The organism is Flagellimonas marinaquae, from assembly GCF_023716465.1.
Taxonomy (GTDB): Bacteria; Bacteroidota; Bacteroidia; order Flavobacteriales; family Flavobacteriaceae; genus Flagellimonas; species Flagellimonas alginolytica.
In genome coordinates, this window is the sequence record NZ_CP092415.1 from 3,585,877 (window position 1) to 3,610,333 (window position 24,457).

Below are 24,457 nucleotides of genomic sequence, written 5' to 3' on the forward strand. Positions count from 1 at the left end.
ATCAAAAGTCTATCCAAAATACATATTTTAGTTCGATGAATCCCAATTTTCTACAAACTCCCATCGCCTATTTAAAAGGTGTCGGTCCCAATCGGGCCGATACCCTAAAGACCGAATTGGGCATTGAGACCTTTAGGGACCTGCTCCATCTGTTCCCTAATCGCTATTTGGACAAGACGAGCTACTACAAGATCAATCAATTGCAACCCAGCGGTGCCGATGTACAAGTAGTGGGTAAAATTGTGCATATAAAAACCGTAGAGCAAAAACGTGGAAAGCGTTTGGTAGCCACTTTTGTGGATGAAACCGGACAAATGGAACTGGTCTGGTTCCGGGGCCATAAATGGATCAGGGAAAATTTAAAATTGAACGAACCCTACGTGGTTTTTGGTAGAGTAAACAAATATGGAAGTACATTCTCCATGCCACACCCCGAAATGGAAACCTTGCAAAAGCATGAGCAGGGTGTAAAATTGACCATGCAGCCCATTTATCCTTCCACAGAAAAATTAAGTAATAAGGGTATTACCAACCGCGTACTGGGCAAAATGATCCAACAATTGTTTTTGGAATGCGGGGGCAAGTTTCAAGAATCTTTGTCGCGCGGTATTCTAGATGAACTGAAGTTGATATCGAAAAGTTCCGCTCTTTTTAATATACATTTTCCGAAAAACCAGGAGCTCCTTGCCAAAGCACAGTTTCGGTTAAAGTTTGAAGAGTTGTTTTTTGTGCAATTACAGCTCATTTCCAAAAAAATGCTCCGCAAGAAAAAAATCAAAGGAATGCCGTTTGATGCCGTAGGTGAAAGGTTTACCGAGTTTTTTGAGAACCATCTCCCTTTTGAATTGACCAACGCCCAGAAAAGGGTCATTAAGGAAATCCGGAACGATTTGGGCAGCAACGCCCAAATGAACCGACTTTTACAGGGCGATGTGGGTTCGGGAAAGACTATTGTGGCACTAATGTGCATGCTATTGGCAATAGACAATGGTTTCCAGACGTGTTTGATGGCGCCAACGGAGATTTTGGCCACACAACACTACAACGGCCTCAAGGAACTTTTAGAACAAATGGACGTCAAAATTGCCCTATTGACAGGTTCCACCAAGAAATCCGAACGCACCTTGCTCCACAATCAACTGGAAAATGGGAACTTGAACATTTTGGTAGGCACCCACGCGGTTTTGGAGGATAAAGTCCAGTTTAAAAACCTCGGCTTGGCCATCGTGGACGAACAACACCGTTTTGGCGTGGCGCAACGCTCCAAGCTTTGGCATAAAAATCAGACGCCCCCTCACATTTTGGTGATGACTGCGACTCCGATCCCGAGAACCTTGGCCATGAGTCTGTACGGGGATTTGGACATCTCGGTAATTGATGAACTCCCTCCTGGCCGAAAACCCATTAAAACAGTACATCGCTTTGACAGTAATCGGTTAAAAGTGTTCAGGTTCATCAAAGATGAGATTAAAAAAGGACGACAAATTTATGTAGTATACCCACTGATCCAAGAGTCCGAAGCTTTGGATTACAAGGATTTAATGGACGGCTATGAGAGCATCGTACGCGACTTTCCTCAGCCCGAGTATCAAATTTCGATTGTGCACGGTAAAATGAAGCCTGCCGACAAGGACTATGAAATGGAGCGTTTTGTTAAAGGAGAAACCCAGATCATGATTGCTACAACGGTAATCGAGGTAGGTGTAAACGTACCCAATGCCTCTGTAATGATCATTGAAAGTGCTGAACGTTTCGGCCTTTCCCAATTGCACCAGCTTCGAGGGCGTGTAGGCCGAGGTGCCGAACAAAGCTTTTGTATTTTAATGACGGGCAACAAACTTTCCGAGGATTCCAAGACCCGTTTACAGACCATGGTGCGCACCAATGATGGTTTTGAGATTGCGGAGGTCGACCTTAAACTTCGTGGACCCGGCGACTTAATGGGCACACAGCAGAGCGGTATGCTCAATCTTAAGATTGCTGATATTGTAAAAGACAATCAAATCTTGAAAACAGCCCGTTACCATGCCATCCAGTTGCTGAAAGACGACCCTAGACTGGAAAAAGTGGAAAATGCACCCATTTTAAATGCCTATTCCAAAATGATGGCCAATAAAACCATTTGGAATTATATAAGTTAACAGCGATTTAGGTTTGTAATCAACAAATTGCACAATCCTACCAATCTCTTCGTTACAAACTAAAAATCAATTCGTTAGATTTAGTCAATTTAAAAACAGCTCATTGAAATAGCGGTTGAACATCGTAATTTTAATACTGACCAAAATTCATTTCTATACACAATTTTTAACTTCGTAGGCTTACAAAATATCGATGACACAATGAGCAAGACATTATTTGATAAGGTTTGGGATTCGCATGTGGTAAAACATATCGAGAATGGCCCGGATGTACTTTTTATAGATAGGCACCTAGTTCACGAAGTAACGAGCCCCGTAGCCTTTTTAGGCTTAAAAAATAGAGGAATAAAAGTGTTATATCCGGAACGCACCTTTGCAACCGCTGATCACAACACCCCTACCCGAAACCAACACTTGCCCGTTAAGGACCCCTTGTCCGCAAATCAGTTAAAGGCCTTGGAAGAGAATGCCAATGCACACGGTATCCCCTACTGGGGACTGGGTCATGAGAAAAACGGAATCGTACACGTAATTGGTCCGGAAAATGGAATAACACTGCCCGGGGCAACGATTGTTTGTGGGGATTCCCACACCTCTACCCACGGCGCATTTGGGGCCATTGCATTCGGAATCGGAACCAGCGAAGTGGAAATGGTACTGTCCACGCAGTGCATCATGCAACCAAAACCCAAAAGTTTGCGCATCAATATAAATGGAGAATTGAGCAAAGCCGTAACACCAAAAGATGTGGCGCTTTTCATCATTTCCAAATTATCCACATCCGGCGCCACCGGCTATTTTGCCGAATATGCTGGCGATGTTTTCAAAAATATGTCTATGGAAGGTCGTATGACGGTCTGCAACCTGAGTATTGAAATGGGCGCGCGCGGAGGTATGATCGCCCCTGACGAAACCACATTTGAGTACATTAAAGGAAGAGAGTACACCCCAAAAGGTAAAGATTGGGATACGGCCATGGACTACTGGAGTACTCTATATTCTGATGACGATGCAGAGTTCGATAAAGAAATTACTTTTGATGCCAGCGAGATAGAACCCATGATCACTTTTGGTACCAACCCAGGAATGGGCATCGGAATTAGCAAGGACATTCCTACCGCTGCAAGTATTGATGGCTCAGCTGCCACCTACAAAAAATCCTTGGAATATATGGACTATAATGAAGGTGAGGCCATGGTGGGCAAACCCATTGATTTTGTGTTCCTTGGAAGCTGCACCAACGGTAGAATTGAAGATTTTAGAGCTTTCGCTTCTATCATCAAAGGAAGGAAAAAAGCGGACAACGTGACCGCTTGGTTGGTTCCCGGTTCACACAAAGTGGAAGAAGCTATCAGAGAAGAAGGCATCTTGGATATTTTGACCGAAGCCGGATTTGAATTGAGAGAGCCCGGCTGTTCTGCTTGCTTGGCCATGAACGATGATAAGATTCCCGCTGGCAAATATGCGGTAAGCACCTCCAACAGAAACTTTGAGGGGCGACAAGGGCCAGGAGCCCGTACCTTGTTGGCAAGTCCTTTGGTGGCCGCAGCAGCAGCTGTTACCGGAAAAGTAACCGACCCAAGGGAATTAATGCAAGAAGAAGTTTTAGCTTAATAATAAAAATTTACAATGAGCAATAAACAATTATCAATGAACAATCCATTGGTAATTGAAGATTGATAACTGATAATTAAAAGAAAAATGGCTTACGATAAATTCAACATACTAACAAGTTCCGCGGTACCATTACCTATTGAGAATGTGGATACGGACCAGATCATCCCCGCACGATTCCTAAAAGCTACCGAGCGTAAAGGTTTCGGGGACAATTTGTTCCGTGATTGGAGATATAATTCTGATGACACACCCAAAGAACAATTTGTACTCAACAATCCTATCTATTCTGGCAAAATATTGGTAGGAGGAAAAAACTTTGGTTCCGGTTCCTCTAGGGAGCACGCAGCTTGGGCTGTATACGACTACGGATTCCGCTGTGTAGTTTCCAGCTTTTTTGCTGATATCTTTAGAAACAACTGCCTAAACATAGGAGTGCTTCCTGTTCAGGTAAGTCCTGAGTTCTTGGATAAAATATTCAAGGCCATTGAAGCTGACCCAAAAACCGAGTTAGAGGTAAATCTCCCGGAACAGAAAATTACCATTTTGGCTTCTGGTGAAAGTGAAAATTTCGACATCAACAATTACAAAAAAGACAATATGCTCAATGGTTTTGATGATATCGACTATTTGTTGAATATCCAGAAAGACATTGAGAAATACGCCGAAAGTACGCCTTTATAACCCATCGCCTGGAACACTACGGCATTAAAAAATGAAAGCACGCACCATAGAAATAATGGACACCACCCTACGGGATGGTGAACAAACCTCTGGGGTTTCCTTTTCGGCCTCGGAAAAACTCACCTTGGCCAAACTCCTGCTGGAAGAACTCAAGGTAGACCGTATTGAGGTGGCCTCTGCCCGTGTGTCGGAAGGAGAACTACAGGCGGTTAAAAACATTACAGATTGGGCGGCGGCAGAAGGTTATATCTCCAAAGTGGAGGTTTTGACATTCGTGGATAAAGGGGTGTCCCTTAAATGGATGCAAGAAGCCGGGGCAAAAGTTCAGAACTTGCTAACAAAAGGCTCATTAAACCATTTAACCCATCAACTCAAAAAGACTCCAGAACAGCATTTTAGTGAAATTCAATCAGTAATTGAAAAAGCTAAAGAATTGGGCTTTGAAACCAATGTGTATCTGGAGGATTGGAGCAATGGAATGCGAAATTCCAAAGACTATGTTTTTCAGTTTTTGGATTTTTTGACCCAACAACCCATCAAGCGAGTTCTGCTTCCAGATACCTTGGGCGTATTGACCCATACGGAAACCGGCGCGTTTTTCAAGGAAATAATTGAAAGGTATCCAAACACCCATTTTGATTTTCATGGACATAACGATTACGATTTGAGTGTAGCGAACGTGATGGAAGCATTGAAAGCTGGTGCCCACGGATTGCACCTAACTGTTAATGGAATGGGAGAACGTGCAGGCAATGCTCCTTTGGCTAGCGCCGTGGCGGTAATCAACGATTTTTTACCGGAGATCAAGATTGGTGTAAAGGAATCATCTCTATACAAAGTAAGTAAATTGGTGTCTGCCTTTACCGGTTTCGGCATACCTGACAACAAACCTATTGTTGGAGACAACGTATTTACACAAACTGCTGGTATACATGCGGATGGCGACAGTAAAAAGAATCTTTACTTTAATGACCTATTACCCGAACGTTTTGGTAGAAAACGCAAATATGCCCTAGGCAAAACCTCAGGAAAAGCCAATATTCAAAAGAACCTTCAAGAGCTTGGACTGACCTTGAACGATGACGAACTGAAAAAAGTCACGGAGCGAATCATCGAGCTTGGCGACAAAAAAGAACGCGTCACCAAAGATGACCTCCCTTATATCATTTCAGATGTTCTCGATAGCGACCTCCACCAACAAAAGGTTTTTGTGAAATCGTACGTACTGACACATTCCAAAGGTTTAAAACCCTCTACTACCCTTTCCATAGAAATCGAAGGGAAGACCTATGAGGAAAATGCCCAGGGCGATGGACAATTTGATGCTTTTATCAATGCATTGAAAAAGGTGTATAAAAAAGAAGGAAGGGGATTGCCCAAATTAGTGGATTATGCTGTGCGCATACCTCCGGGCAGTAATTCCGATGCACTTTGTGAGACCATCATAACATGGCAGACCAAAGAAAAAGACTTTACTACCCGTGGGCTCGATTCAGACCAAACGGTATCTGCCATCAAGGCCACAGAAAAAATGCTCAATCTGGTTTGACACTAAAAAAGATAACTATCAACCAACAACGATAATCGAATAACAAGAAAAAATGAAACTAAACATAGCGCTCTTGGCCGGAGATGGAATTGGCCCCGAAGTAATTGATCAAGCCGTAAAAGTATCAGATGCCGTAGCCGCAAAATTCGGTCACGAAATAAGCTGGACCCCTGCCCTAACAGGTGCCGCAGCGATTGATGCCGTTGGCGAACCTTACCCGGACGAAACCCACGAAGCCTGTGTTGCAGCCGATGCCGTTCTTTTTGGCGCCATTGGTCATCCGCGTTTTGACAATGACCCTTCCGCCAAGGTACGGCCTGAGCAAGGCTTGTTGAAAATGCGTCAAAAATTGGGATTGTTCGCCAATGTTAGACCAACTTTCACCTTTCCATCACTGATAGACAAATCACCATTGAAAAGAGAGCGTATCGAAGGAACTGATCTAGTGTTTCTTCGAGAATTGACCGGAGGCATCTACTTTGGAAAACGAGGTCGCGAAGACAACGACAATACTGCTTACGATACTTGCACCTATACACGTGCCGAAGTGGAGCGCCTGGCCAAAAAAGGCTTTGAAATGGCGATGCAACGTTCCAAAAAGCTTTGTTGCGTGGACAAGGCCAACGTTTTGGAAACTTCGCGTTTGTGGAGGGAAACAGTTCAGAAATTGGAAAAGGACTATCCAGAAGTGGAAGTATCCTATGAATTTGTGGATGCCGTGGCCATGCGTTTGGTGCAATGGCCAAGTGCTTATGACGTACTGATTACAGAAAACTTGTTTGGTGATATTTTAACGGATGAAGCTTCGGTGATTTCAGGATCTATGGGATTGATGCCTTCTGCATCATTGGGCGAAAAAACATCTTTGTTCGAACCCATCCACGGTTCTTATCCGCAAGCTGCCGGAAAAGACATTGCCAATCCTTTGGCCACCGTACTTTCTGCAGCAATGATGTTTGAAACGGCATTTGGACTTAAGGACGAAGCTGAAGCTATTCGCGAAGTAGTGAACAAGTCCTTGGCCGAAGGAGTTGTGACCGAAGATCTTGCCGATGGTGGAAAAGCTTACAAAACCAGCGAAGTTGGAAATTGGTTGGCTGAACACATTTAATCAACCCCACATAAAAACCAAAAAGAAAGCCCCGAGGTTCGGGGCTTTCTTATTTTTATAAAAAATTTAATCTTCAATTATTTTTTTACTATTCCACAATCACGATGCGTCATTCTGAATTTATTTCAGAATCTCATCACTTTAGTATTCCTATCTAAGTGAGAACCTGAAACGAGTTCAGGTTGACAATAATTCTATTTTGCTTAGAACTTTTTGCCGTTCTCGATGCTTTTTTATAAAATATAGTCCGTACTCAAAAAGTTGCTCACTTTGGCTTCCATTAATTGTTCTACGGTCTGGTTGTTCAAGCTGTTGTCCTTAAATGCTACAAAGGTTCGGATGGAGAACGAACGCAAAGCATCGTGAACACTTAATGTAGATTGCGCAGAATCTTTTCTTCCTGTAAACGGATATACATCTGGCCCACGTTGGCAAGAGCTGTTCAGGTTTACACGACACACCAAGTTTGCCAACGTATCGATAAGTGGCGAAAGGGTATAGACATCCTTTCCGAACAAGCTTACCTGTTGCCCATAGTTGGATTCCGCCATATCGTCCAAGGGCTCTTCAATATCTTGGAACGAAAGTACTGGGATAATTGGCCCAAACTGCTCTTCTTGGTACACTCGCATATCTTTTGTCACTGGATATAATACAGCTGGCCATATATAATTATCAAAATGTTTTCCTCCTTTTTTGTTGATGATTTTAGCTCCTTTTGCCAAGGCATCGTCCAACAATTCCTGAATATATGCAGGCTTATCGGGTTCCGGAAGCGGGGTCAGATTCACACCGTCATCCCAAGGATTTCCGAATTTTAATCCATCTACTTTTTCAGCAAATCGCTTTAAAAACTCATCTTTTACTTCATCGTGGACATAGACTACCTTTAGAGCGGTACAGCGCTGCCCATTGAAGGACAAGGTGCCCGAAATACACTCATTAATGGTCAAATCCAACTCGGCATCGGGAAGTACAATGGCCGGATTCTTGGCTTCCAAGCCCAAGACCAAACGCAACCTATTGCTTTTAGGGTGCTGCTCTTGTAAAGCATTGGCCGACTTGCTGTTCCCTATCAGTGCCAATACATCTACCTTGCCTGTTTGCATTATGGGCGCCGCAACGGCTCTGCCCCTACCAAAAAGTATATTTACCACTCCTTTGGGAAAACTACTCTGAAATGCCTCCAAAAGGGGCGTGATCAATAAAACCCCATGCTTTGCCGGCTTAAAAATGGTGGTATTCCCCATAATTATGGCTGGGATCAATAAAGCAAAAGTTTCGTTCAAGGGATAATTATAGGGCCCAAGACATAAAACCACACCAAGAGGCCCTCTTCGGATATGCGCGTATACCCCATCATGTTTCTGGAATTTGGCACAATCCCTATCCAATTGTTTGTAATCCTCAATAGTATCGTAAATATACTCTACGGTACGATCAAACTCCTTATAAGAATCGGGCTTGGATTTACCAATTTCCCACATCAAAAGCTTAACCACTTGCTCGCGCTTCTGCTCCATTTTCTTCACAAAGGTTTCCATGCATTCAATTCGATCTTTTACCTTCATGGTAGGCCAGAGACCTTGACCCCTATCATATGCCGCTAAAGCCGAATCCAAAGCCTCCAAAGCTTCTGTTTCCCCCATGTCGGGCACACTTCCCAAAGTAGTTGGGGCATAATCCTCAGTTGAGGATATCGTGGAAATCACGGAACTGGTTGCTCCGTCCCATTTGCGCAACTCCCCGTTGACCAAATATGTTTTTTGATGAATTTCTTCAGTAATCTGAAATGCTTCTGGTATTGCTTTTGTTGCCATTTAATGTTCTTTTTATTTGAATTCCGGTGTTATATCTGTCATCCCATCCACACAAATCTAGCATAAAAAAAAGCTAAGAACACTTGGTTTTACACCTAATGAACATCTATATCGATGGAGAAACAAAATTTTAATTATACTATTTAAAAATGTTGGCGGCATCACACCAAATATTGGAACAGATCAGGTTTATTGTTAAGATAATCCCCAAAAAAATTGTTGCTTTTCATCCGCTGAATCAAAGGCTCCAAATCATCTGGTGATTTTAGTTCCACCCCAACAATGGCTGGGGCATTTTCCCTGCTCGATTTTTTGGAGTATTCAAAATGCGTGATGTCGTCATCTGGACCTAAAATATTGACAACAAATTCCTTTAGCGCACCGGGTCGCTGAGGGAACCTCACAATAAAATAATGCTTAAGTTGGGCATAGAGTAAAGCCCTTTCTTTAATTTCGGCAGTACGGGTAATATCGTTATTGCTTCCGCTCACCACACAAACCACATTTTTGCCCCTTATTTCTTCCTTAAAATAGTCCAATGCAGCAATGGTCAAAGCCCCAGCAGGTTCTACAACAATAGCATCCCTATTGTAAAGATCTAATATAGTCTGACATACTTTCCCTTCGGGAACGGTTACCATTTTGTGCAGATATTCTTTGCAAATAGGATATGTCAGCGAACCGACTTTCTGGACCGCCGCCCCATCGATGAACTTATCGATGTTTTCAAGTTCCACCAATTCCCCTTTTTCAATGGATTCGAGCATGGACGGTGCCCCTTCGGGCTCCACTCCTATTATTTTGGTGCTGGGCGACAATGCTTGGAACGTACCACAAAGTCCCGATGCCAATCCTCCGCCGCCAACGGCCACAAAAACATAATCGATCGGCTCGCTGGATTGCTGTAAAATCTCCAGACCCACAGTTGCCTGCCCCTCGATCGTTTTTTCATCATCAAACGGATGGACAAAGGTTTTGCCTTTCTGTTTGCAGAAAAATTCAGCTGCCTTTTTGGAATCGTCAAAGGTATCCCCTTCCAGGACCACATCTACCCACTCCCCTCCAAACATCTTGGTCTGGTCTATTTTTTGTTTTGGCGTCACTACCGGCATATAAATAGTCCCTTTTACTTGTAAATGACTACAGGCAAAGGCAACGCCCTGAGCGTGGTTCCCTGCGCTGGCACAGACCACACCACTATCCAGTTGTTTTTGACTTAGGGAGCTAATTTTATTGTACGCACCACGGATTTTGTAACTGCGTACTCTGTGAAGGTCTTCGCGTTTAAGAAAAATATTGGCCCCATAAACTTTGGAATAGCGGATACTTCGTTGCAATGGCGTTTCCTCCGCCACTTGGGCAATGGTCTTCGCTGCTTGGTAAATATCCGCTATTTGCGGAAAATATGTTTCCACAGTTTTGCTCATGGGACCAAAGGTTTTTATCCGATCGGCTTCATCGCCGTCATCGATGCACGCAATCTGGAGCCAACCACTTCCACATCGTGCTCACGGATAGCTTTGTTTACGGCTATCAATCTTACGTTGTCCACACCATTATCTTTGCCTTCACCAAAATGCTTACCAATGATATCAGTCTCCACTTTCTTCATAAAATCGGTCAAAAGCGGCTTACATGCATGATCGAACAAATAACAACCGTACTCCGCCGTATCGGAGATTACACGGTTCATTTCGAACAATTTCTTTCTTGCAATGGTGTTGGCAATCAATGGCGTCTCGTGCAAAGATTCGTAATAAGCAGACTCGCCAATAATTCCGGATTCGGTCATGGTCTCATAGGCCAATTCCACACCAGATTTTACAAAAGCCACCATCAAGACCCCATTATCGTAATATTCTTGCTCGGAGATGTCCATATCGCCTGCCGGTGTTTTTTCAAAAGCGGTCTCGCCAGTGGCAGCCCTCCAATCCAATAGGTTTTTGTCTCCATTGGCCCAATCTTCCATCATGGTTTTGGAAAAATGTCCGCTCATAATGTCATCCATATGTTTTTGGAACAAGGGACGCATGATCTCTTTCAACTCTTCTGCCAAATCAAAAGCTTTGATTTTAGCTGGATTGGACAAACGGTCCATCATATTGGTAATTCCTCCTTGTTTCAATCCTTCTGTAATGGTTTCCCATCCGTATTGAATCAATTTGGATGCATAGGCTTCATCGATACCTTTTTCAACCATTTTATTGAAAGAAAGGATAGATCCTGTCTGCAACAAACCACAAAGAATGGTCTGCTCACCCATCAAATCCGACTTTACTTCCGCCACAAATGATGATTCAAGAACTCCCGCTTTATCTCCACCTGTTCCTGCAGCATAGGCTTTGGCTTGTTCCAAACCTTTTCCTTCTGGATCGTTTTCTGGATGAACGGCGATCAGGGTCGGTACACCAAAACCTCTTTTGTACTCTTCACGAACCTCGGAACCTGGACTTTTGGGCGCCACCATGATCACGGTAAGGTCCTCACGAATTTGCATTCCTTCTTCCACAATGTTGAAACCGTGGGAATAGGACAAGGTCGCTCCTTTCTTCATTAAGGGCATAACAGTGCTCACCACATTAGTGTGTTGCTTGTCCGGAGTAAGATTGATGACCAAATCGGCTGTTGGAATCAACTCTTCATAAGTTCCCACCACAAAATTGTTCTCAACGGCATTTTTATAGGATTGTCTTTGTTCTTTGATAGCCGCTGGACGTAGGGCATACGAAATATCCAATCCAGAGTCGCGCATGTTCAACCCTTGGTTCAATCCCTGGGCGCCACATCCAACAATTACAATTTTCTTTCCTTTTAGTGCGGTAACACCATCAGCGAACTCGCTGGAATCCATAAATCTACATTTTCCCAATTGGGTCAATTGTTCGCGAAGTGATAGTGAATTAAAGTAATTTGCCATTTTTGATATTTGATTTTATCTATTTAGTTTTCTTGAAATTCCTGAAGCATTTCGGTTATCGGCATGGTTGCTTTGGTCACCGTTATCCTGCCCGATCTAACAAACTGCATTATACCGTATGGTTCCAGCGCATCGTACATTTCGTCGATTTCGTGTCTACGACCTGTTTTGGCCAAGGCAAAAAATTCACGATTAACCGTTACGATCTGCGCATTGCTCTCTTTGATAATATTCTGAATCTGACGCTCATCGAACAACAAATGCGAAGCGATTTTAAACAAGGCGGATTCTTGATAAATAGTTTCATCGTCGGTATGATAGTATGCCTTGATGACCTCAATCTGTTTCTCGATTTGACCAACAATCTTTCGTGTCCAATCCTCGGTGGTAAAAACTACAATCGTGAATTTGGAAACACCTTCAATTTCTGATTTTGAAACATTTAAGCTCTCTATATTAATATGTCGCTTTAAGAATATCCCGGATATCCTATTGAGCAATCCCACATGATTTTCGGAATACACCGAAATGGTATACCATTGTTTTTCCATAGTGATTTGTATGCTAAAGCCCTTAAGACAACCCTTTAGGTTTTCAATCAAGGTCTATCTGTATTTATTTTAATCTGATGTCGGAAACGGACGCCCCTGATGGAATCATGGGAAATACGTTATCCTCTTTTTCCACTTTCACTTCCAAAAAGTATGGGTCCCTGGATGCCATCATTTCTTGTACTGCATCTTGAAGGTCGCCCCTTTCGGTCACTCTTCTTGATTTGATATGATATCCTTCGGCAATCTTTACAAAATCAGGATTTGTCATCACAGTTGAGGCGTACCTCTTATCAAAGAAAAGTTCTTGCCACTGACGTACCATCCCCAAGTGATCATTATTCAATACCACGATTTTCACCGGTACATTATGTTGGAAAATAACACCGAGCTCTTGAATGGTCATCTGGTACCCTCCATCGCCTATAATAGCGACCACTTCGCGGTCCATGGCTCCCATTTTGGCTCCAATGGCCGCTGGAAGACCAAACCCCATGGTTCCCAGTCCTCCCGAAGTAATATTGCTTTTGGATTGTTTGAACTTGGCATAGCGACAAGCGATCATCTGGTGCTGACCTACATCGGAAACAATCACCGCTTTTTGCGCGGAAGCCACATTTATCTGTTCAATAACCTCGCCCATGGTAAGACCTTCTTTGGTCGGATGAATATCCTTTTTGATCAAAGTATCGTATTCGATTTTATGAAGCTTATCAAATTCAGCTTTCCAGTCAGCATGCTCTTTATTGTCCAGTAAGGGCAAAATATTTTCCAATGTTTCTTTGGCATTGCCCAAAACAGCAACATCTACCTTTACATTTTTGTTCACTTCGGCCGGATCTATCTCAAAATGCACAATTTTGGCTTGTTTTGCGTAGGTATCCAGATTTCCGGTTACCCTATCATCAAAACGCATTCCTATGGCTACAAGCAAATCGCATTCGTTGGTAAGGATATTGGGCGCATAGTTACCGTGCATACCCACCATACCCACGTTTAAAGGATGCTCGGTATCCATCGCGGATAGGCCCAATATGGTCCATGCAGCAGGAATCCCTGTTTTTTCCACAAAAGCCTTTAGTTGGGCTTCGGCCTCACCTAAAATAACACCTTGTCCAAATACAATAAACGGCTTTTTGGCATTGTTGATCAATTCCGCTGCTTTCTCCAGACTGTTTGGTTCTGGCTTGGGCACAGGTTTATAGCTTCTTACTTTGGTACATTTTTCGTAAACAAAATCCAGCTCATCGAACTGTGCGTTTTTAGTGATATCGACCAATACAGGTCCGGGCCTTCCGGATTTTGCAATGTAAAATGCCTTGGCTATAATTTCTGGGATTTCTTCCACTTTTGTAATCTGATAGTTCCATTTGGTCACAGGAGTTGATATCCCAACAATATCGGTTTCTTGAAAAGCATCGGAACCTAATAAGTGTCTCGGCACTTGTCCGGTGATGCAGACCATTGGTGTTGAATCTATCTGAGCATCTGCCAAACCCGTTACCAAATTGGTGGCACCAGGTCCCGACGTTGCCATGGCCACCCCCACCTTACCGGTTACCCGGGCATAGCCTTGCGCCGCATGTGTAGCGCCTTGCTCGTGACGAGTGAGAATATGGGTGAGTTTGTCTTGGAACTTATATAATTCGTCGTAAACCGGCATAATGGCCCCTCCAGGGTATCCATAGATCAAATCCACACCTTCCGCCAGCAAACAATGGATAATGGCTTCTGCTCCCGTAATCCGCATTGTCTCCTTATTTTGATTCTTCTTTTTCTGTGCTTTTAATGTTTCCATAAGCATGTTATTGGGGATATCTTCCCTATAGTATTAAAACATATCGGTAACACAGCCTTTAGCTGCAGACGATACCGTTTTTGCATATTTGTACAAACTGCCCGACTTTACTTTTAGTTCGGGTTGTTTCCATTCTTTTCTTCGCTGCTCCAGCTCTTCATCGGAGATGTTGATGTTGATGGTGTTCTTAACCGCATCAATGGTAATTTCGTCGCCGTCTTTTACCAAGGCAATTCCACCACCAACTTGAGCTTCTGGTGAAACATGCCCTACCACAAATCCGTGAGAGCCTCCGGAGAACCTGCCATCGGTGATCAAGGCCACATCCTTTCCAAGGCCGGCGCCCATAATGGCGGAAGTGGGTTTCAGCATCTCTGGCATTCCGGGAGCTCCTTTTGGCCCCTCGTAACGAATAACCACTACATCTCCTTTTTGAACTTTTCCATTGTGAATACCTTCATTTACATCAGCCTCACTATCAAAAACACGTGCGGTTCCAGTAAATTCCAGCCCCTCTTTGCCTGTGATTTTGGCTACCGCTCCTTCAGATGCCAAGTTTCCGTACAAAACTCGTATATGTCCCGTATCCTTAATGGGCTGTTCTTTTTTTCTAATGATATCCTGTCCTTCGGCCAAATCTGGAGCATCCAACAGATTTTCGGCCAAGGTTTTCCCTGTAACCGTAATACAATCACCATGAAGCATACCTTCTTTCAACATATATTTTAATACCGCCGGAACTCCTCCCACCTTATGCAAGTCTTCCATCAAGTATTTTCCACTAGGTTTTAGATCGGCCAGTAATGGGGTTGACTCACTTATTTTTGTAATGTCTTCCAAGGTAAAATCAACTTCTGCAGCGTGTGCAATGGCCATAAAATGAAGTACGGCATTGGTTGACCCGCCAAGTACCGTTACCAACCTAAAGGCGTTTTCCAAAGATTTTTTGGTCACAATATCCCTTGGTTTTATATCTTCCTTGAGCAAATGGTACAATGCAGCACCAGAGGCTTCACAATCTGCTTGTTTTTTATCGTTCACCGCTGGAATGGAAGAATTAAAAGGCATGGACATCCCCATAGCCTCAATAGCCGACGCCATGGTATTTGCGGTGTACATTCCTCCACAAGCTCCGGCACCCGGACATGCTTTATGGATGACCTCTTTGTATTCTTTTTCGTCTATAGCGCCTGCGACCTTTTGCCCGTAAGCCTCGAATGCAGAAATAATATCTAGCTTTTTGTTATTGTGGCATCCTGGTGCAATGGTTCCCCCGTATACCAAAATGGATGGACGATTCAATCGTAATTGGGCCATTAGGGCGCCCGGCATGTTTTTATCGCAACCAACCACAGTGACCAGGCCATCGTAGCTCATGGCATGGATCACGGTTTCAATGGAATCTGCAATAATATCTCTTGATGGTAATGAGTAACGCATTCCGGGAGTGCCATTGGATATTCCATCACTCACCCCGATCGTATTGAAGACAAGTCCCACTAAATTGGAGGACTCGACACCCTTTTTTACATCGAGGGCCAAATCGTTAAGATGCATATTACAAGGGTTTCCCTCGTATCCCGTGCTGGCAATTCCGATTAAGGGTTTTTGAAGATCATTATCCGTTAAACCTATGGCATGTAACATGGCCTGTGCTGCTGGCAACGTTGGGTCTTGGGTTACTTTTTTGCTAAACTTGTTCAATTCCATTATCAAATATTCATTCAAACACGGTATTCTTCTTAATTTATACCGAATTTCAAAGATAAATGTTTAAAAAGCCCTAGATTTTTAACAGTTGTACACTGTTCAAATCCACTGGAAACATAATAAACTTAATTATCTTATTATCAGATTTTTAGACTGATTAAAAATCCAACATTCAATTAATTTTATTGGAAATAAAAAAGGCCTGTATCGGTGTGGGATATGGCTGTTTTAAGTAATGAATTGGCTGTAAATATCTTAAACAAGCTTAAACCGCAATTCATCCCCGTATTTCTTTTGGGCCAAAATGGAGATGGACGCTTCTGAAAGTTGCAAAATACGTGGGTAACCGCCGGTGGTTTGACCATCCTTCATTAAAATGATCATACGCCCTGCAGGGGTCAACTGAATGGTTCCCGGTAAAGTTCCGGAAGTCAATATGGAATGGGAATGTCCGGTAATCAATTCGGCAAGCTGATAGGCCATTCGGTTGTTTTCCTTGGAAACCCCAAAGGTTCTTGTGAAAATATCGGCAAGTTGTGTATCGGACAACAAGGAAAACTCCGGTCCTTTAAACACCTTTAAGGTGCCTAGGCCAAATAGCTCTTCAATTTTGACCCCAGAAATTTTAGGGGCATAGTTTTGAGTGGCTTCGTAGGGTAATTCATCACCATCTTTTATTCTACCCATTTTTGTAACCGGATAAAAATGTGAGCGGCTATTCAGTACTTTTCCGGTCTTAAACCCTCCTTTGATGGCCAAATATCCCCTAAAACCTGTTTCGAGTCGCCCATAAGACAATATGTCTCCCTCTTTTACCTTGATTACGGTATAATTGTACACGGGTTCATTGTTCAAAGTGGCCATTATTTGTGCGCCAGACAAACTTATATAGGTGTCGTAATTGAATTGAAGCGTGGGTCCTGTCATGGTAATTTCCATAACGGCATCGTTTTCTTCATTGTCCAACAAAAGATTGGCTTTTTTTACCGATTCGCTATCCATTGCTCCAGCTACCGGCACACCTATATCGCGATACCCGAACCTGCCAAGGTCTTGGATGCTCGAATAAAGTCCTGCTTTTAGCACCTTAAGCATTGAGAGCAATTTTTTCCGGTTTATAAATACCCACCTCCCCTTCTATTTTATGAAGTTTATGCTCCGCCTCGGAAATACTCGTAAATCGAATTTTATCCCCCACATTTATAAAACAAGGGGTTGACTTATCGGGGTCAAAAAGGTTCACCGGACAGTTTCCTATAATGTTCCAACCGCCGGGAGACTCCTGAGGATAAATTCCTGTTTGTTTGCCCGCCAATCCAACAGCCCCTTTCTCGACCTTTAGTCTCGGTTCGGCGCGTCGTGGAATTTCCAAAGTTGATGGCAGTCCTCCCAAATACATAAATCCGGGCAAAAAACCAATGCCATACACCACATACTCATGCGAAGTGTGCTGCTTGATCAATTCGTCGGTGGATAGGTTTAAAGTTCTCGCGACATTTTCCATATCCAGGCCAAACTCGAGATCGTAGCACACCGGCAGTGTCCATAAATGCTGAATGCGTTGGGTCTTGGACTTTGTTTGATTTTTACGGCACTCTTGGATTACGACCTTGGTTTCATCAAAATCCACCGGACCAAAATTGTACACCATAGTAACGGAATTGTAGGCTACGGACATTTCCCAGCCAAGAATGCCCTTTTCCTTAAAGGCATCCATAAAATCCAGGATATCGGCCAGTATGGCTTCGTTTACCTCTTTGGGCCATTCCACTAAAATGGCTCGCTCTCCAAAGGGTTTGATGCTTATGGGGTAACTTTTCATGAGTTTAGGTGCACCTGGTTTTGGGGTAATTTTTCTGAAAGATACATCAATATTTTCAAGGCAGAAACCGTATCACCATGAACGCAAAATGTTTTGGCCTGAATATTATGCCTTTCTTCCTCTATGGTAAGAACCTCTTGTTTTTTGATCATGAGCAATATATGCGCCAATACCGCTTCGGGATTTTCGATTAGGGCATTGTTCTCTTTTCTGGAAACCAAGGATAGGTCGCGATTATAATTCCTGTCGGCAAAAGCCTCAAACCAAATTTTAAAACCGCGTTCTTCTCCAATTTTTGCTATTACCGAATCAAAGGGAACATAGAGTATTGCCCTATCTTTATAACCATCAATGGCACTCAAAAATACATTTGCCAAATCCTCGTCCTTTGCAGTTTGATTGTATAGTGCCCCATGGGCTTTAATATGATGTAAAGAAACGTTCTGCTGTTTTAAAACCTCATCAAAGTCCGCCAATTGTTTTTTAATACTTTTTGATAACTCATGGTTTGAAATATGCATCACTTTCCTTCCAAAATTTATTCTGTCCGGGTAAGATGGATGTGAACCTACCTTAACATGATGCCGTTTGGCCAAAGCAACCACATGCCCCATGGTTTCACTGTCCCCAGCATGTCCGCCGCAGGCAATATTGCAGGAACTTATAAAAGGAAGAATGTCCGCCTCATTGCCTACTCCTTCACCTACATCACAATTGATATCTATGGTAAACTGATCCATTTACAACAAACCTATGACTTTTAAAATACTTTTTGCACCGAGAAAAATGGCAAAAGCGACGATTGCGATACCAAACACATTTTGAATCACAGAATTTTGGTGTTCTCCCATCACCGATTTTTTGTTCACAATCCATAAAAGCAACAAGGCCATTACGGGCAATAAAATACCGTTGGCAATCTGTGCAAACTGAATAACTTCGATGGGTTTTATATCAAACGAAAGGAAGACTATTCCGCACAGCACAATACTTCCCCATACCATTTTAAACTTTTTGTTCTGCATTCCACCTTCCCAACCAAAACAACTACTGGCCACATAGGCTGCGGCCAAAGGTGCCGTTATGGCGGATGTTATACCAGCGGCCAAGAGCCCAGCTGCCATAAACAAAAATGCCATTTTACCAAACAAGGGCTCCAGTGCCAATGCCATGTCCAAGGCATTGTTTATATCGGAAATGGGTGCCGCAGAGGCGGTTATCAAAATGGCTATGGAAACCAACCCTCCCAATCCAATGGACACTATGGTATCCCAATTCACAGCTTTTAAATCGGATTTGTTTTTCCATTTCTCCTTTACCAAAGATGCGTGCAAGAATAGGTTGTAGGGAACCACCGTTGTGCCTACCAAAGCTATCACGGTCAATAGCCCATCTTCCGGTAATCTGGGCACGAACATGCCTTTTAATATTCCATAAATCGATGGTTTTGTTATAATGGCGCAAACCACAAAGCTCACACCCATGATCCCCACCAGGCCCACAAATATTTTTTCCAATGTTTTATAACCGCTAAACCACAATAGCAAAAAAATGATGCCCCCAATAAATGCGGGTAAAAATGGTTTTAATTGTGGCTGGGGCAATAGCTGCTCCAACCCAAGGGTAGCACCTCCAATATTTCCTGCTTCGTAGGCCGCATTTCCAATTAAAATGGCCCCCAAGACAATAATTATTACCATATTCTTGACCCACTGTGTTTTTAATTCAGACCTAACCACATCCACCAGTCCGTTCTGGGTAACAAGCCCTATTCTACCGGCCATTCCCTGTAAAACAATGGTTGCAATAATGGAGACCACCAAAGTCCAGATTAGGGCATAGCCAAAACGGGCTCCCGCCAAAGTACACATGGTAATGGTCCCAGGTCCGACAAAGGCGGCCGCGACCAAAACACCTGGCCCAATTTTTTTAAACATTATATTCTTTTTTTTGAAGCCTTCAATTTAATAGGATAAATGGACAAATCGTGCATTTCATCCAAAAAAGCGTATTTCATCTAAAAGTAGGGTGCGGTACATCGATTTTTTATACTATTTCAACTTTCTGAAAGTTATAATAGTCCCAAATCATACTTAGACTTAAACCTGACAAAAACTTATGACATGTAAGGATTGCGGCAAAACTATTGGCCCCCAACAATATAAGGCATCCAAAGACTCTCTTGGCATTACACTTTGCGAAAGACACTCAAAGCTAATCAAGAGGGTAATACTGGATAACAACACCCCGCTTGAGGCTATACACCTATTTTATGCATTAAAGGAAGCCGGGGTCCATCCCATGTTGGAATGGTGGGACGGTAAAAAATCCGTGGATATTGCCATTTCGCGAGTTAAGCTCAATATAGAGATTGACAAAGATTACAACATGATAACCCATGAACAGGCCATAAATGATCTTGAAGATGCCATGCATTCCTTTAAAAATGGATTTACCACAGTCAGAATACCCCATTTGGCCATTAAATATTATTTGGACGAAACCGTAGAAAATATTTTGGGAATCATTTCTGGACTAAAAGCCAATATTAAAGCCATTTAGCCTATTGTAGATTTTACCTTTTCAATTTTTCCGACCTTGTGTGTTTGATACACACGAATTCCAAATTGGACCTTGATCTCACATCAATCTTATGGTCGGGTTCTTTGGGGGCTTTAACCCAACCATCCTTCGCGATCCAGACTTCGGTACTGTATGGCTTCGGAAATGTGATTTTCTTGAACTTGTTCGGATTGCTCCAAATCTGCAATGGTTCGGGACACCTTTAAAATACGATCATATGCTCTGGCCGATAGGTTGAGGCGTTGCATGGCTTCTTTTAATAAATTTTTAGAAGAAGGACCCAACTTACAATACGTACGAATTTGTTTGGTTCCCATTTGGGCGTTGTAATGGATACTTTCTATGTCCACAAACCTTTTGGTTTGGATTTCTCGAGCCGCCTCTACCCTTTTTCTTATTACAACGCTGCTTTCTCCCTTACGTTCATCGGACAATTTATCAAAAGGAACCGGAGTCACTTCAATGTGTATGTCTATCCTATCCAATAACGGGCCCGATATTTTGCTCAAATACCGTTGCATTTCTGCCGGCGATGAAGTAACCGGAGCGTCCGGATCGTTAAAATATCCTCCTGGACTTGGATTCATACTCGCTACTAGCATAAAACTACTGGGATAGGTGACCGTAAATTGCGCTCTGGCAATGGTCACTTCTCTATCTTCCATAGGTTGTCGCATTACTTCCAGCACCCGACGCTCGAATTCTGGGAGTTCATCCAAAAAAAGAACACCATTGTGCGATAAAGAGATCTCTCCCGGCTGAGGATAACTTCCTCCCCCTACCAAAGCGGCAGAACTTATGGTGTGATGTGGGTTTCTAAAAGGCCGCTGACTCATCAGCCCCTTATTTTTCACCTTGCCGACAACGCTATGTATTTTAGTGGTTTCCAAAGCCTCATGCAAGGTCATGGGCGGTAAAATGGATGGCAACCTTTTGGCGAGCATGGTCTTACCGGCTCCAGGCGGACCGATTAAAATTATATTATGCCCACCGGCCGCTGCTATTTCCATGCAACGTTTAATGCTTTCCTGTCCTTTTACATCGGCAAAATCAAATTCTGGAAATTGAAGATGCTCATAAAACTCCTGGCGAGTATCCACATGGGTTTGCACCAAAGGAGCCTTGGTATCAAAAAAATTTATGACCTGTTCAATATTTTCAACCCCGTAAACTTTTAGACCGTCCACTATGGCGGCTTCGCTTGCGTTCTCGGAAGGGAGGATAAATCCTTCAAAGCCTTCCTCCCGGGCTTTTATAGCTATCGGCAGGGCTCCTTTTATGGGTTGCAGACTACCATCCAGCGAAAGCTCGCCCATAATTAAATAGTTTTCAATGTTGTCGGATTTTATCTGGTTGGATGCCGCCAAAATACCCAGGGCCAAAGTAAGGTCGTAGGCCGAGCCTTCTTTTCTTAAATCGGCCGGGGCCATGTTTATGGTAATCTTTTTTCCCGGTATTTTGAAACCGTTGTTTTGGAGTGCTGCAGCAATTCGATAATTACTTTCTTTTATGGCATTGTCCGGCAATCCTACCAAATGATACCCGATTCCCTTATCGATGTTGACCTCCACAGCAATGGTAGTTGCCTCGATACCAAACACGGCACTTCCGTAAACTTTTATGAGCATAAGCATTCTTGTTGAAAATGATTGAAAAAGTAATCAATCCTGTTTCAAAAAGAATCGCTTTTTGATGAATGCCCTGTTTTGAATTGATGGATGGCCCATCTGGATCAATAAAAGATCAATACCGATTCTGCGGTTTCCTCGATCTCTTGTTTGTTCATCATCATTTTACGGAATTCGCCGTTCACATACATTTCCGCTTGATCTTTGTAATGCTTGCTCAATGGATTCCCGGATTGACCGGTAGGTAAAATACTGATGCTGTTCTCAATATCTGAAAAATCGATGATCCTTCTGGTAGATGGTCCCGAGTTTACTTTGTAAAAACCAGTTTCATCATAAGGAAAAGCTAGGTTGTTGATTACTTCCCTTGTTCCTACAATGGGGAAAGGACCTACATTAAAATACTTACGGAGCCATTCCACTTGCCCGAATGGATGCTGGTGCTCCAAAGTATGTACCTTGTCCCAGGTCCATTGGCTCGGGTCGTCTCCAAAATCCTTGACCAGCGATTCCCAAGTTTGTGCAAAGGATATCATTACAATATCTTCCCTGGTTTCGACCACATTGGGCGTGTTAATGTTATCCCACCATTCACCTTCCTTCATTTGGGCACCCCAGGCAATCTGTCTTTTGAATAAATGGGTGGACAAGAATTGTTTGAACATCTCTGGCCCCATCTCATCTTCCATTGTGTTTTTGACCATTTGGTACAATGTTCGGTGATATATTACCGGGCTTGTTGAGTTAAGCGTATATTCTCCGTTCCAATTTTTTAAGGAGTCCAATAGGACCAATTGTTTACCGGACAAATGGGTAACATCGAACAACTTGATCAACTCATTGATAACTTCTTTGTTTACCGGGGAGGTTACATCCAGAATCATTTCCGACATGGCTTCCTTGTCCCAATCGTTCTTGGCATCGAGCAGCTGAACTATACGTTTGGCCCTGTTTTCGGGCAGATAATACCCAGGATACAACATGCCGGAGATGGAATCGGGTTGATTGTTCGCCGAATACACATAGTTCCAGGGTGGATTTTCGGCCATTGGATTCTCTGAAAAGTCCAAATAGCGCAAGGGTTCGTCTTTTCCCGAGGCTCCGTCCAAAATAAATTTTGTAGATAAACTATCCGGCATTTGGTACAGCTGAGCGCTCGCCCACCAAGCAACATTCCCTTCTGCATCGCCGTACATAATATTAAGTCCGGGCGCATGTATATTGGGCAAAGCACTTTTAAACTCCTCCATGTTCTTTGCATGGCTGATCCCATGCAATGCATGCATTACCTTATTTTTTGGCTTGGTATAAATCCAGGACATGGCAACGGGTCGATCGCCCGTAATTTGATCCGCTATATTATTTAAAATAGGACCGTGATGTGTTTTCCGATAAGTAAAAGCAACGTCTTTCCCATCTTTTACTTTAATGGTCTTGTTAACGACCTCATAGTTTTTCCAGCCTTCAACTGTTTTATACTGCGTGCTATCGGTGGGATTGGTCTCCTCGTAGTAAAAGTCGATGTCGTCGTTTTCGAACATCGTCATACCGTAGGCCAAGTTTCTATCGTGACCCAATAAAGGAAAAGGAATCCCTGCCATATGATACCCGTATTTCTCGTAGGTAGGCGTGCTAATGTGCGCTTCGTACCAAACGGATGGCTGTGCAAATCCTATATGCGGGTCGTTCGCAAAAAGGACTTTACCGTTTTTGGTCTTATCGGGCGCCAATACCCAACTGTTGCTTCCTTCCAACATTGGAATCGGCAGGTTTTCTAGGGCAGCCGTGACACTTGCGGTAATTTGAGTGCCCAGTGTATCGGTTTTGACTCCTTTATAATTTTTTATCCAAACGGTAGAAGTATCGGACGTGATCGCCAGGTCCTTTATAATATCGTCTCCCAATTTATTGCGCATACTGGTCAACAAGGGGTCCGTTTTGTGGGCCATGGCAAAACTAAAGGCCATATATCCTACGGCATTGTAGACATCGTCAATGGTAAATGGCTCTTTTTCCAGACCCGTTAAATAAAATTCGATGGGGGTCGGACCATTTTTTATAAATTCGTTAATACCATCCAAATAGGCTTGCGTAAGTACAATTGCCTCACTATCCTTATCCAGTTCACTAACTGTTTTTTTGGTATGGTCATCAATGCCAAGGGATAGAAAAAATTTATCCGTTTTAACCATATCTTCACCAAAAACCTCTGCCAGCCTTCCTTTTGCCACACGTCTCAACAACTCCATTTGCCACAATCTGTCCTGTGCGTGTACATATCCAAGCGCTTTTAGGGCATCTTTTTCATTTTTGGCATAAATATGAGGTATTCCGTATGGATCAAAATAAGTGGTTACCTCGCTAGATATGCCAGGCAACGTTTTTTTTCCTCCATAATCGGGTTTAAGGCTGTTTAAAAATATGGCAACGCCAATAATTGTTAGTAGAAGTAATCCTAGAAGTACAAAGAGTACCTTTTTGAGTTTTTTCACGAAGATGGGTTAAGTCAATTTGTCCATCCTAAGTTAT

Annotated in this window: 18 protein-coding genes; 6 read left to right on the forward strand and 12 right to left on the reverse strand. The window is 43.0% G+C overall.

Going from position 1 to position 24,457, the window contains the following annotated elements:
* Positions 1-35: 35 nt before the first annotated feature.
* The 5 genes from recG (at position 36) to leuB (ending at position 7,099) form a co-directional block, all read left to right on the forward strand.
* Positions 36-2,141 carry an ATP-dependent DNA helicase RecG gene (recG, locus tag MJO53_RS15950; protein ID WP_252079844.1) on the forward strand — a complete coding sequence of 702 codons (2,106 nt, stop codon included), beginning with the start codon at positions 36-38 and terminating at the stop codon, positions 2,139-2,141.
* A 201-nt stretch (positions 2,142-2,342) separates the two neighbouring features.
* Positions 2,343-3,755, forward strand: a complete 1,413-nt coding sequence (gene leuC / locus MJO53_RS15955) for a 3-isopropylmalate dehydratase large subunit (protein ID WP_252079845.1) — start codon at positions 2,343-2,345, stop codon at positions 3,753-3,755.
* 87 nt (positions 3,756-3,842) lie between these two features.
* Entirely contained in the window at positions 3,843-4,439 is a 597-nt protein-coding gene (leuD, locus tag MJO53_RS15960) for a 3-isopropylmalate dehydratase small subunit (protein ID WP_252079846.1), read from the forward strand.
* A gap of 31 nt (positions 4,440-4,470) precedes the next feature.
* Positions 4,471-5,988 (forward strand): alpha-isopropylmalate synthase regulatory domain-containing protein, encoded by a 1,518-nt coding sequence (locus MJO53_RS15965; RefSeq protein WP_252079847.1) that lies wholly within the window; start codon positions 4,471-4,473, stop codon positions 5,986-5,988.
* A gap of 52 nt (positions 5,989-6,040) precedes the next feature.
* Positions 6,041-7,099: a 3-isopropylmalate dehydrogenase gene (leuB, locus tag MJO53_RS15970; protein WP_252079848.1), complete on the forward strand. Its 1,059-nt coding sequence runs from the start codon at positions 6,041-6,043 to the stop codon at positions 7,097-7,099.
* A 233-nt stretch (positions 7,100-7,332) separates the two neighbouring features.
* Here the strand turns inward: leuB and MJO53_RS15975 are convergent, their stop codons facing one another.
* The 10 genes from MJO53_RS15975 to MJO53_RS16020 form a co-directional block, all read right to left on the reverse strand.
* Positions 7,333-8,919, reverse strand: coding sequence for an NADP-dependent glyceraldehyde-3-phosphate dehydrogenase (locus tag MJO53_RS15975; protein WP_252079849.1), 1,587 nt, complete (start codon positions 8,917-8,919; stop codon positions 7,333-7,335).
* 161 nt (positions 8,920-9,080) lie between these two features.
* Positions 9,081-10,346 carry a threonine ammonia-lyase gene (gene ilvA / locus MJO53_RS15980; protein ID WP_252079850.1) on the reverse strand — a complete coding sequence of 422 codons (1,266 nt, stop codon included), beginning with the start codon at positions 10,344-10,346 and terminating at the stop codon, positions 9,081-9,083.
* A gap of 14 nt (positions 10,347-10,360) precedes the next feature.
* Positions 10,361-11,836 (reverse strand): ketol-acid reductoisomerase, encoded by a 1,476-nt coding sequence (gene ilvC, locus MJO53_RS15985; RefSeq protein ID WP_224836801.1) that lies wholly within the window; start codon positions 11,834-11,836, stop codon positions 10,361-10,363.
* A 23-nt stretch (positions 11,837-11,859) separates the two neighbouring features.
* On the reverse strand, positions 11,860-12,387 hold the full coding sequence (gene ilvN, locus MJO53_RS15990) for an acetolactate synthase small subunit (RefSeq protein WP_224836800.1): 528 nt from the start codon (positions 12,385-12,387) through the stop codon (positions 11,860-11,862).
* Between the two features lie 64 nt (positions 12,388-12,451).
* The gene (gene ilvB, locus MJO53_RS15995; RefSeq protein WP_252079851.1) at positions 12,452-14,185 is read right to left on the reverse strand and encodes a biosynthetic-type acetolactate synthase large subunit; all 1,734 of its coding nucleotides are present in this window, start codon (positions 14,183-14,185) and stop codon (positions 12,452-12,454) included.
* 33 nt (positions 14,186-14,218) lie between these two features.
* Positions 14,219-15,895 (reverse strand): dihydroxy-acid dehydratase, encoded by a 1,677-nt coding sequence (gene ilvD, locus MJO53_RS16000; protein WP_252079852.1) that lies wholly within the window; start codon positions 15,893-15,895, stop codon positions 14,219-14,221.
* Between the two features lie 255 nt (positions 15,896-16,150).
* Entirely contained in the window at positions 16,151-16,990 is an 840-nt protein-coding gene (locus MJO53_RS16005) for a biotin-dependent carboxyltransferase family protein (protein WP_252079853.1), read from the reverse strand.
* Positions 16,983-17,717 (reverse strand): 5-oxoprolinase subunit PxpB, encoded by a 735-nt coding sequence (gene pxpB, locus MJO53_RS16010; protein ID WP_252079854.1) that lies wholly within the window; start codon positions 17,715-17,717, stop codon positions 16,983-16,985. Before pxpB ends, MJO53_RS16005 begins: the two co-directional genes overlap by 8 nt.
* Positions 17,714-18,457, reverse strand: a complete 744-nt coding sequence (pxpA, locus tag MJO53_RS16015) for a 5-oxoprolinase subunit PxpA (RefSeq protein ID WP_252079855.1) — start codon at positions 18,455-18,457, stop codon at positions 17,714-17,716. Before pxpA ends, pxpB begins: the two co-directional genes overlap by 4 nt.
* Positions 18,458-19,654: an Nramp family divalent metal transporter gene (locus MJO53_RS16020; RefSeq protein WP_252079856.1), complete on the reverse strand. Its 1,197-nt coding sequence runs from the start codon at positions 19,652-19,654 to the stop codon at positions 18,458-18,460.
* A gap of 181 nt (positions 19,655-19,835) precedes the next feature.
* Here MJO53_RS16020 and MJO53_RS16025 point away from each other — a divergent pair, with 181 nt between their 5' ends.
* Positions 19,836-20,279: a hypothetical protein gene (locus MJO53_RS16025; RefSeq protein WP_224836793.1), complete on the forward strand. Its 444-nt coding sequence runs from the start codon at positions 19,836-19,838 to the stop codon at positions 20,277-20,279.
* A 113-nt stretch (positions 20,280-20,392) separates the two neighbouring features.
* Here MJO53_RS16025 and MJO53_RS16030 read toward each other — a convergent pair whose 3' ends face one another.
* Together MJO53_RS16030 and MJO53_RS16035 are read right to left on the reverse strand one after the other, a co-directional pair.
* A complete protein-coding gene (locus MJO53_RS16030) occupies positions 20,393-21,928 on the reverse strand; it encodes a YifB family Mg chelatase-like AAA ATPase (RefSeq protein ID WP_224836792.1) in 1,536 nt (511 codons plus the stop codon).
* 104 nt (positions 21,929-22,032) lie between these two features.
* Positions 22,033-24,420, reverse strand: a complete 2,388-nt coding sequence (locus MJO53_RS16035; protein WP_252079857.1) for a penicillin acylase family protein — start codon at positions 24,418-24,420, stop codon at positions 22,033-22,035.
* Between the last annotated feature and the right edge of the window lie 37 nt (positions 24,421-24,457).

What these genes read in the sequence shown, in the direction of transcription:
- recG (WP_252079844.1), top strand. Translation starts at nt 36, where the DNA reads ATGAATCCCAATTTTCTACAAACTCCCATCGCCTATTTAAAAGGTGTC.
- leuC (WP_252079845.1), top strand. Translation starts at nt 2,343, where the DNA reads ATGAGCAAGACATTATTTGATAAGGTTTGGGATTCGCATGTGGTAAAA.
- leuD (WP_252079846.1), top strand. Translation starts at nt 3,843, where the DNA reads ATGGCTTACGATAAATTCAACATACTAACAAGTTCCGCGGTACCATTA.
- MJO53_RS15965 (WP_252079847.1), top strand. Translation starts at nt 4,471, where the DNA reads ATGAAAGCACGCACCATAGAAATAATGGACACCACCCTACGGGATGGT.
- leuB (WP_252079848.1), top strand. Translation starts at nt 6,041, where the DNA reads ATGAAACTAAACATAGCGCTCTTGGCCGGAGATGGAATTGGCCCCGAA.
- MJO53_RS15975 (WP_252079849.1), bottom strand. Translation starts at nt 8,919, where the DNA reads ATGGCAACAAAAGCAATACCAGAAGCATTTCAGATTACTGAAGAAATT.
- ilvA (WP_252079850.1), bottom strand. Translation starts at nt 10,346, where the DNA reads ATGAGCAAAACTGTGGAAACATATTTTCCGCAAATAGCGGATATTTAC.
- ilvC (WP_224836801.1), bottom strand. Translation starts at nt 11,836, where the DNA reads ATGGCAAATTACTTTAATTCACTATCACTTCGCGAACAATTGACCCAA.
- ilvN (WP_224836800.1), bottom strand. Translation starts at nt 12,387, where the DNA reads ATGGAAAAACAATGGTATACCATTTCGGTGTATTCCGAAAATCATGTG.
- ilvB (WP_252079851.1), bottom strand. Translation starts at nt 14,185, where the DNA reads ATGGAAACATTAAAAGCACAGAAAAAGAAGAATCAAAATAAGGAGACA.
- ilvD (WP_252079852.1), bottom strand. Translation starts at nt 15,895, where the DNA reads ATGGAATTGAACAAGTTTAGCAAAAAAGTAACCCAAGACCCAACGTTG.
- MJO53_RS16005 (WP_252079853.1), bottom strand. Translation starts at nt 16,990, where the DNA reads ATGCTTAAGGTGCTAAAAGCAGGACTTTATTCGAGCATCCAAGACCTT.
- pxpB (WP_252079854.1), bottom strand. Translation starts at nt 17,717, where the DNA reads ATGAAAAGTTACCCCATAAGCATCAAACCCTTTGGAGAGCGAGCCATT.
- pxpA (WP_252079855.1), bottom strand. Translation starts at nt 18,457, where the DNA reads ATGGATCAGTTTACCATAGATATCAATTGTGATGTAGGTGAAGGAGTA.
- MJO53_RS16020 (WP_252079856.1), bottom strand. Translation starts at nt 19,654, where the DNA reads ATGTTTAAAAAAATTGGGCCAGGTGTTTTGGTCGCGGCCGCCTTTGTC.
- MJO53_RS16025 (WP_224836793.1), top strand. Translation starts at nt 19,836, where the DNA reads ATGACATGTAAGGATTGCGGCAAAACTATTGGCCCCCAACAATATAAG.
- MJO53_RS16030 (WP_224836792.1), bottom strand. Translation starts at nt 21,928, where the DNA reads ATGCTCATAAAAGTTTACGGAAGTGCCGTGTTTGGTATCGAGGCAACT.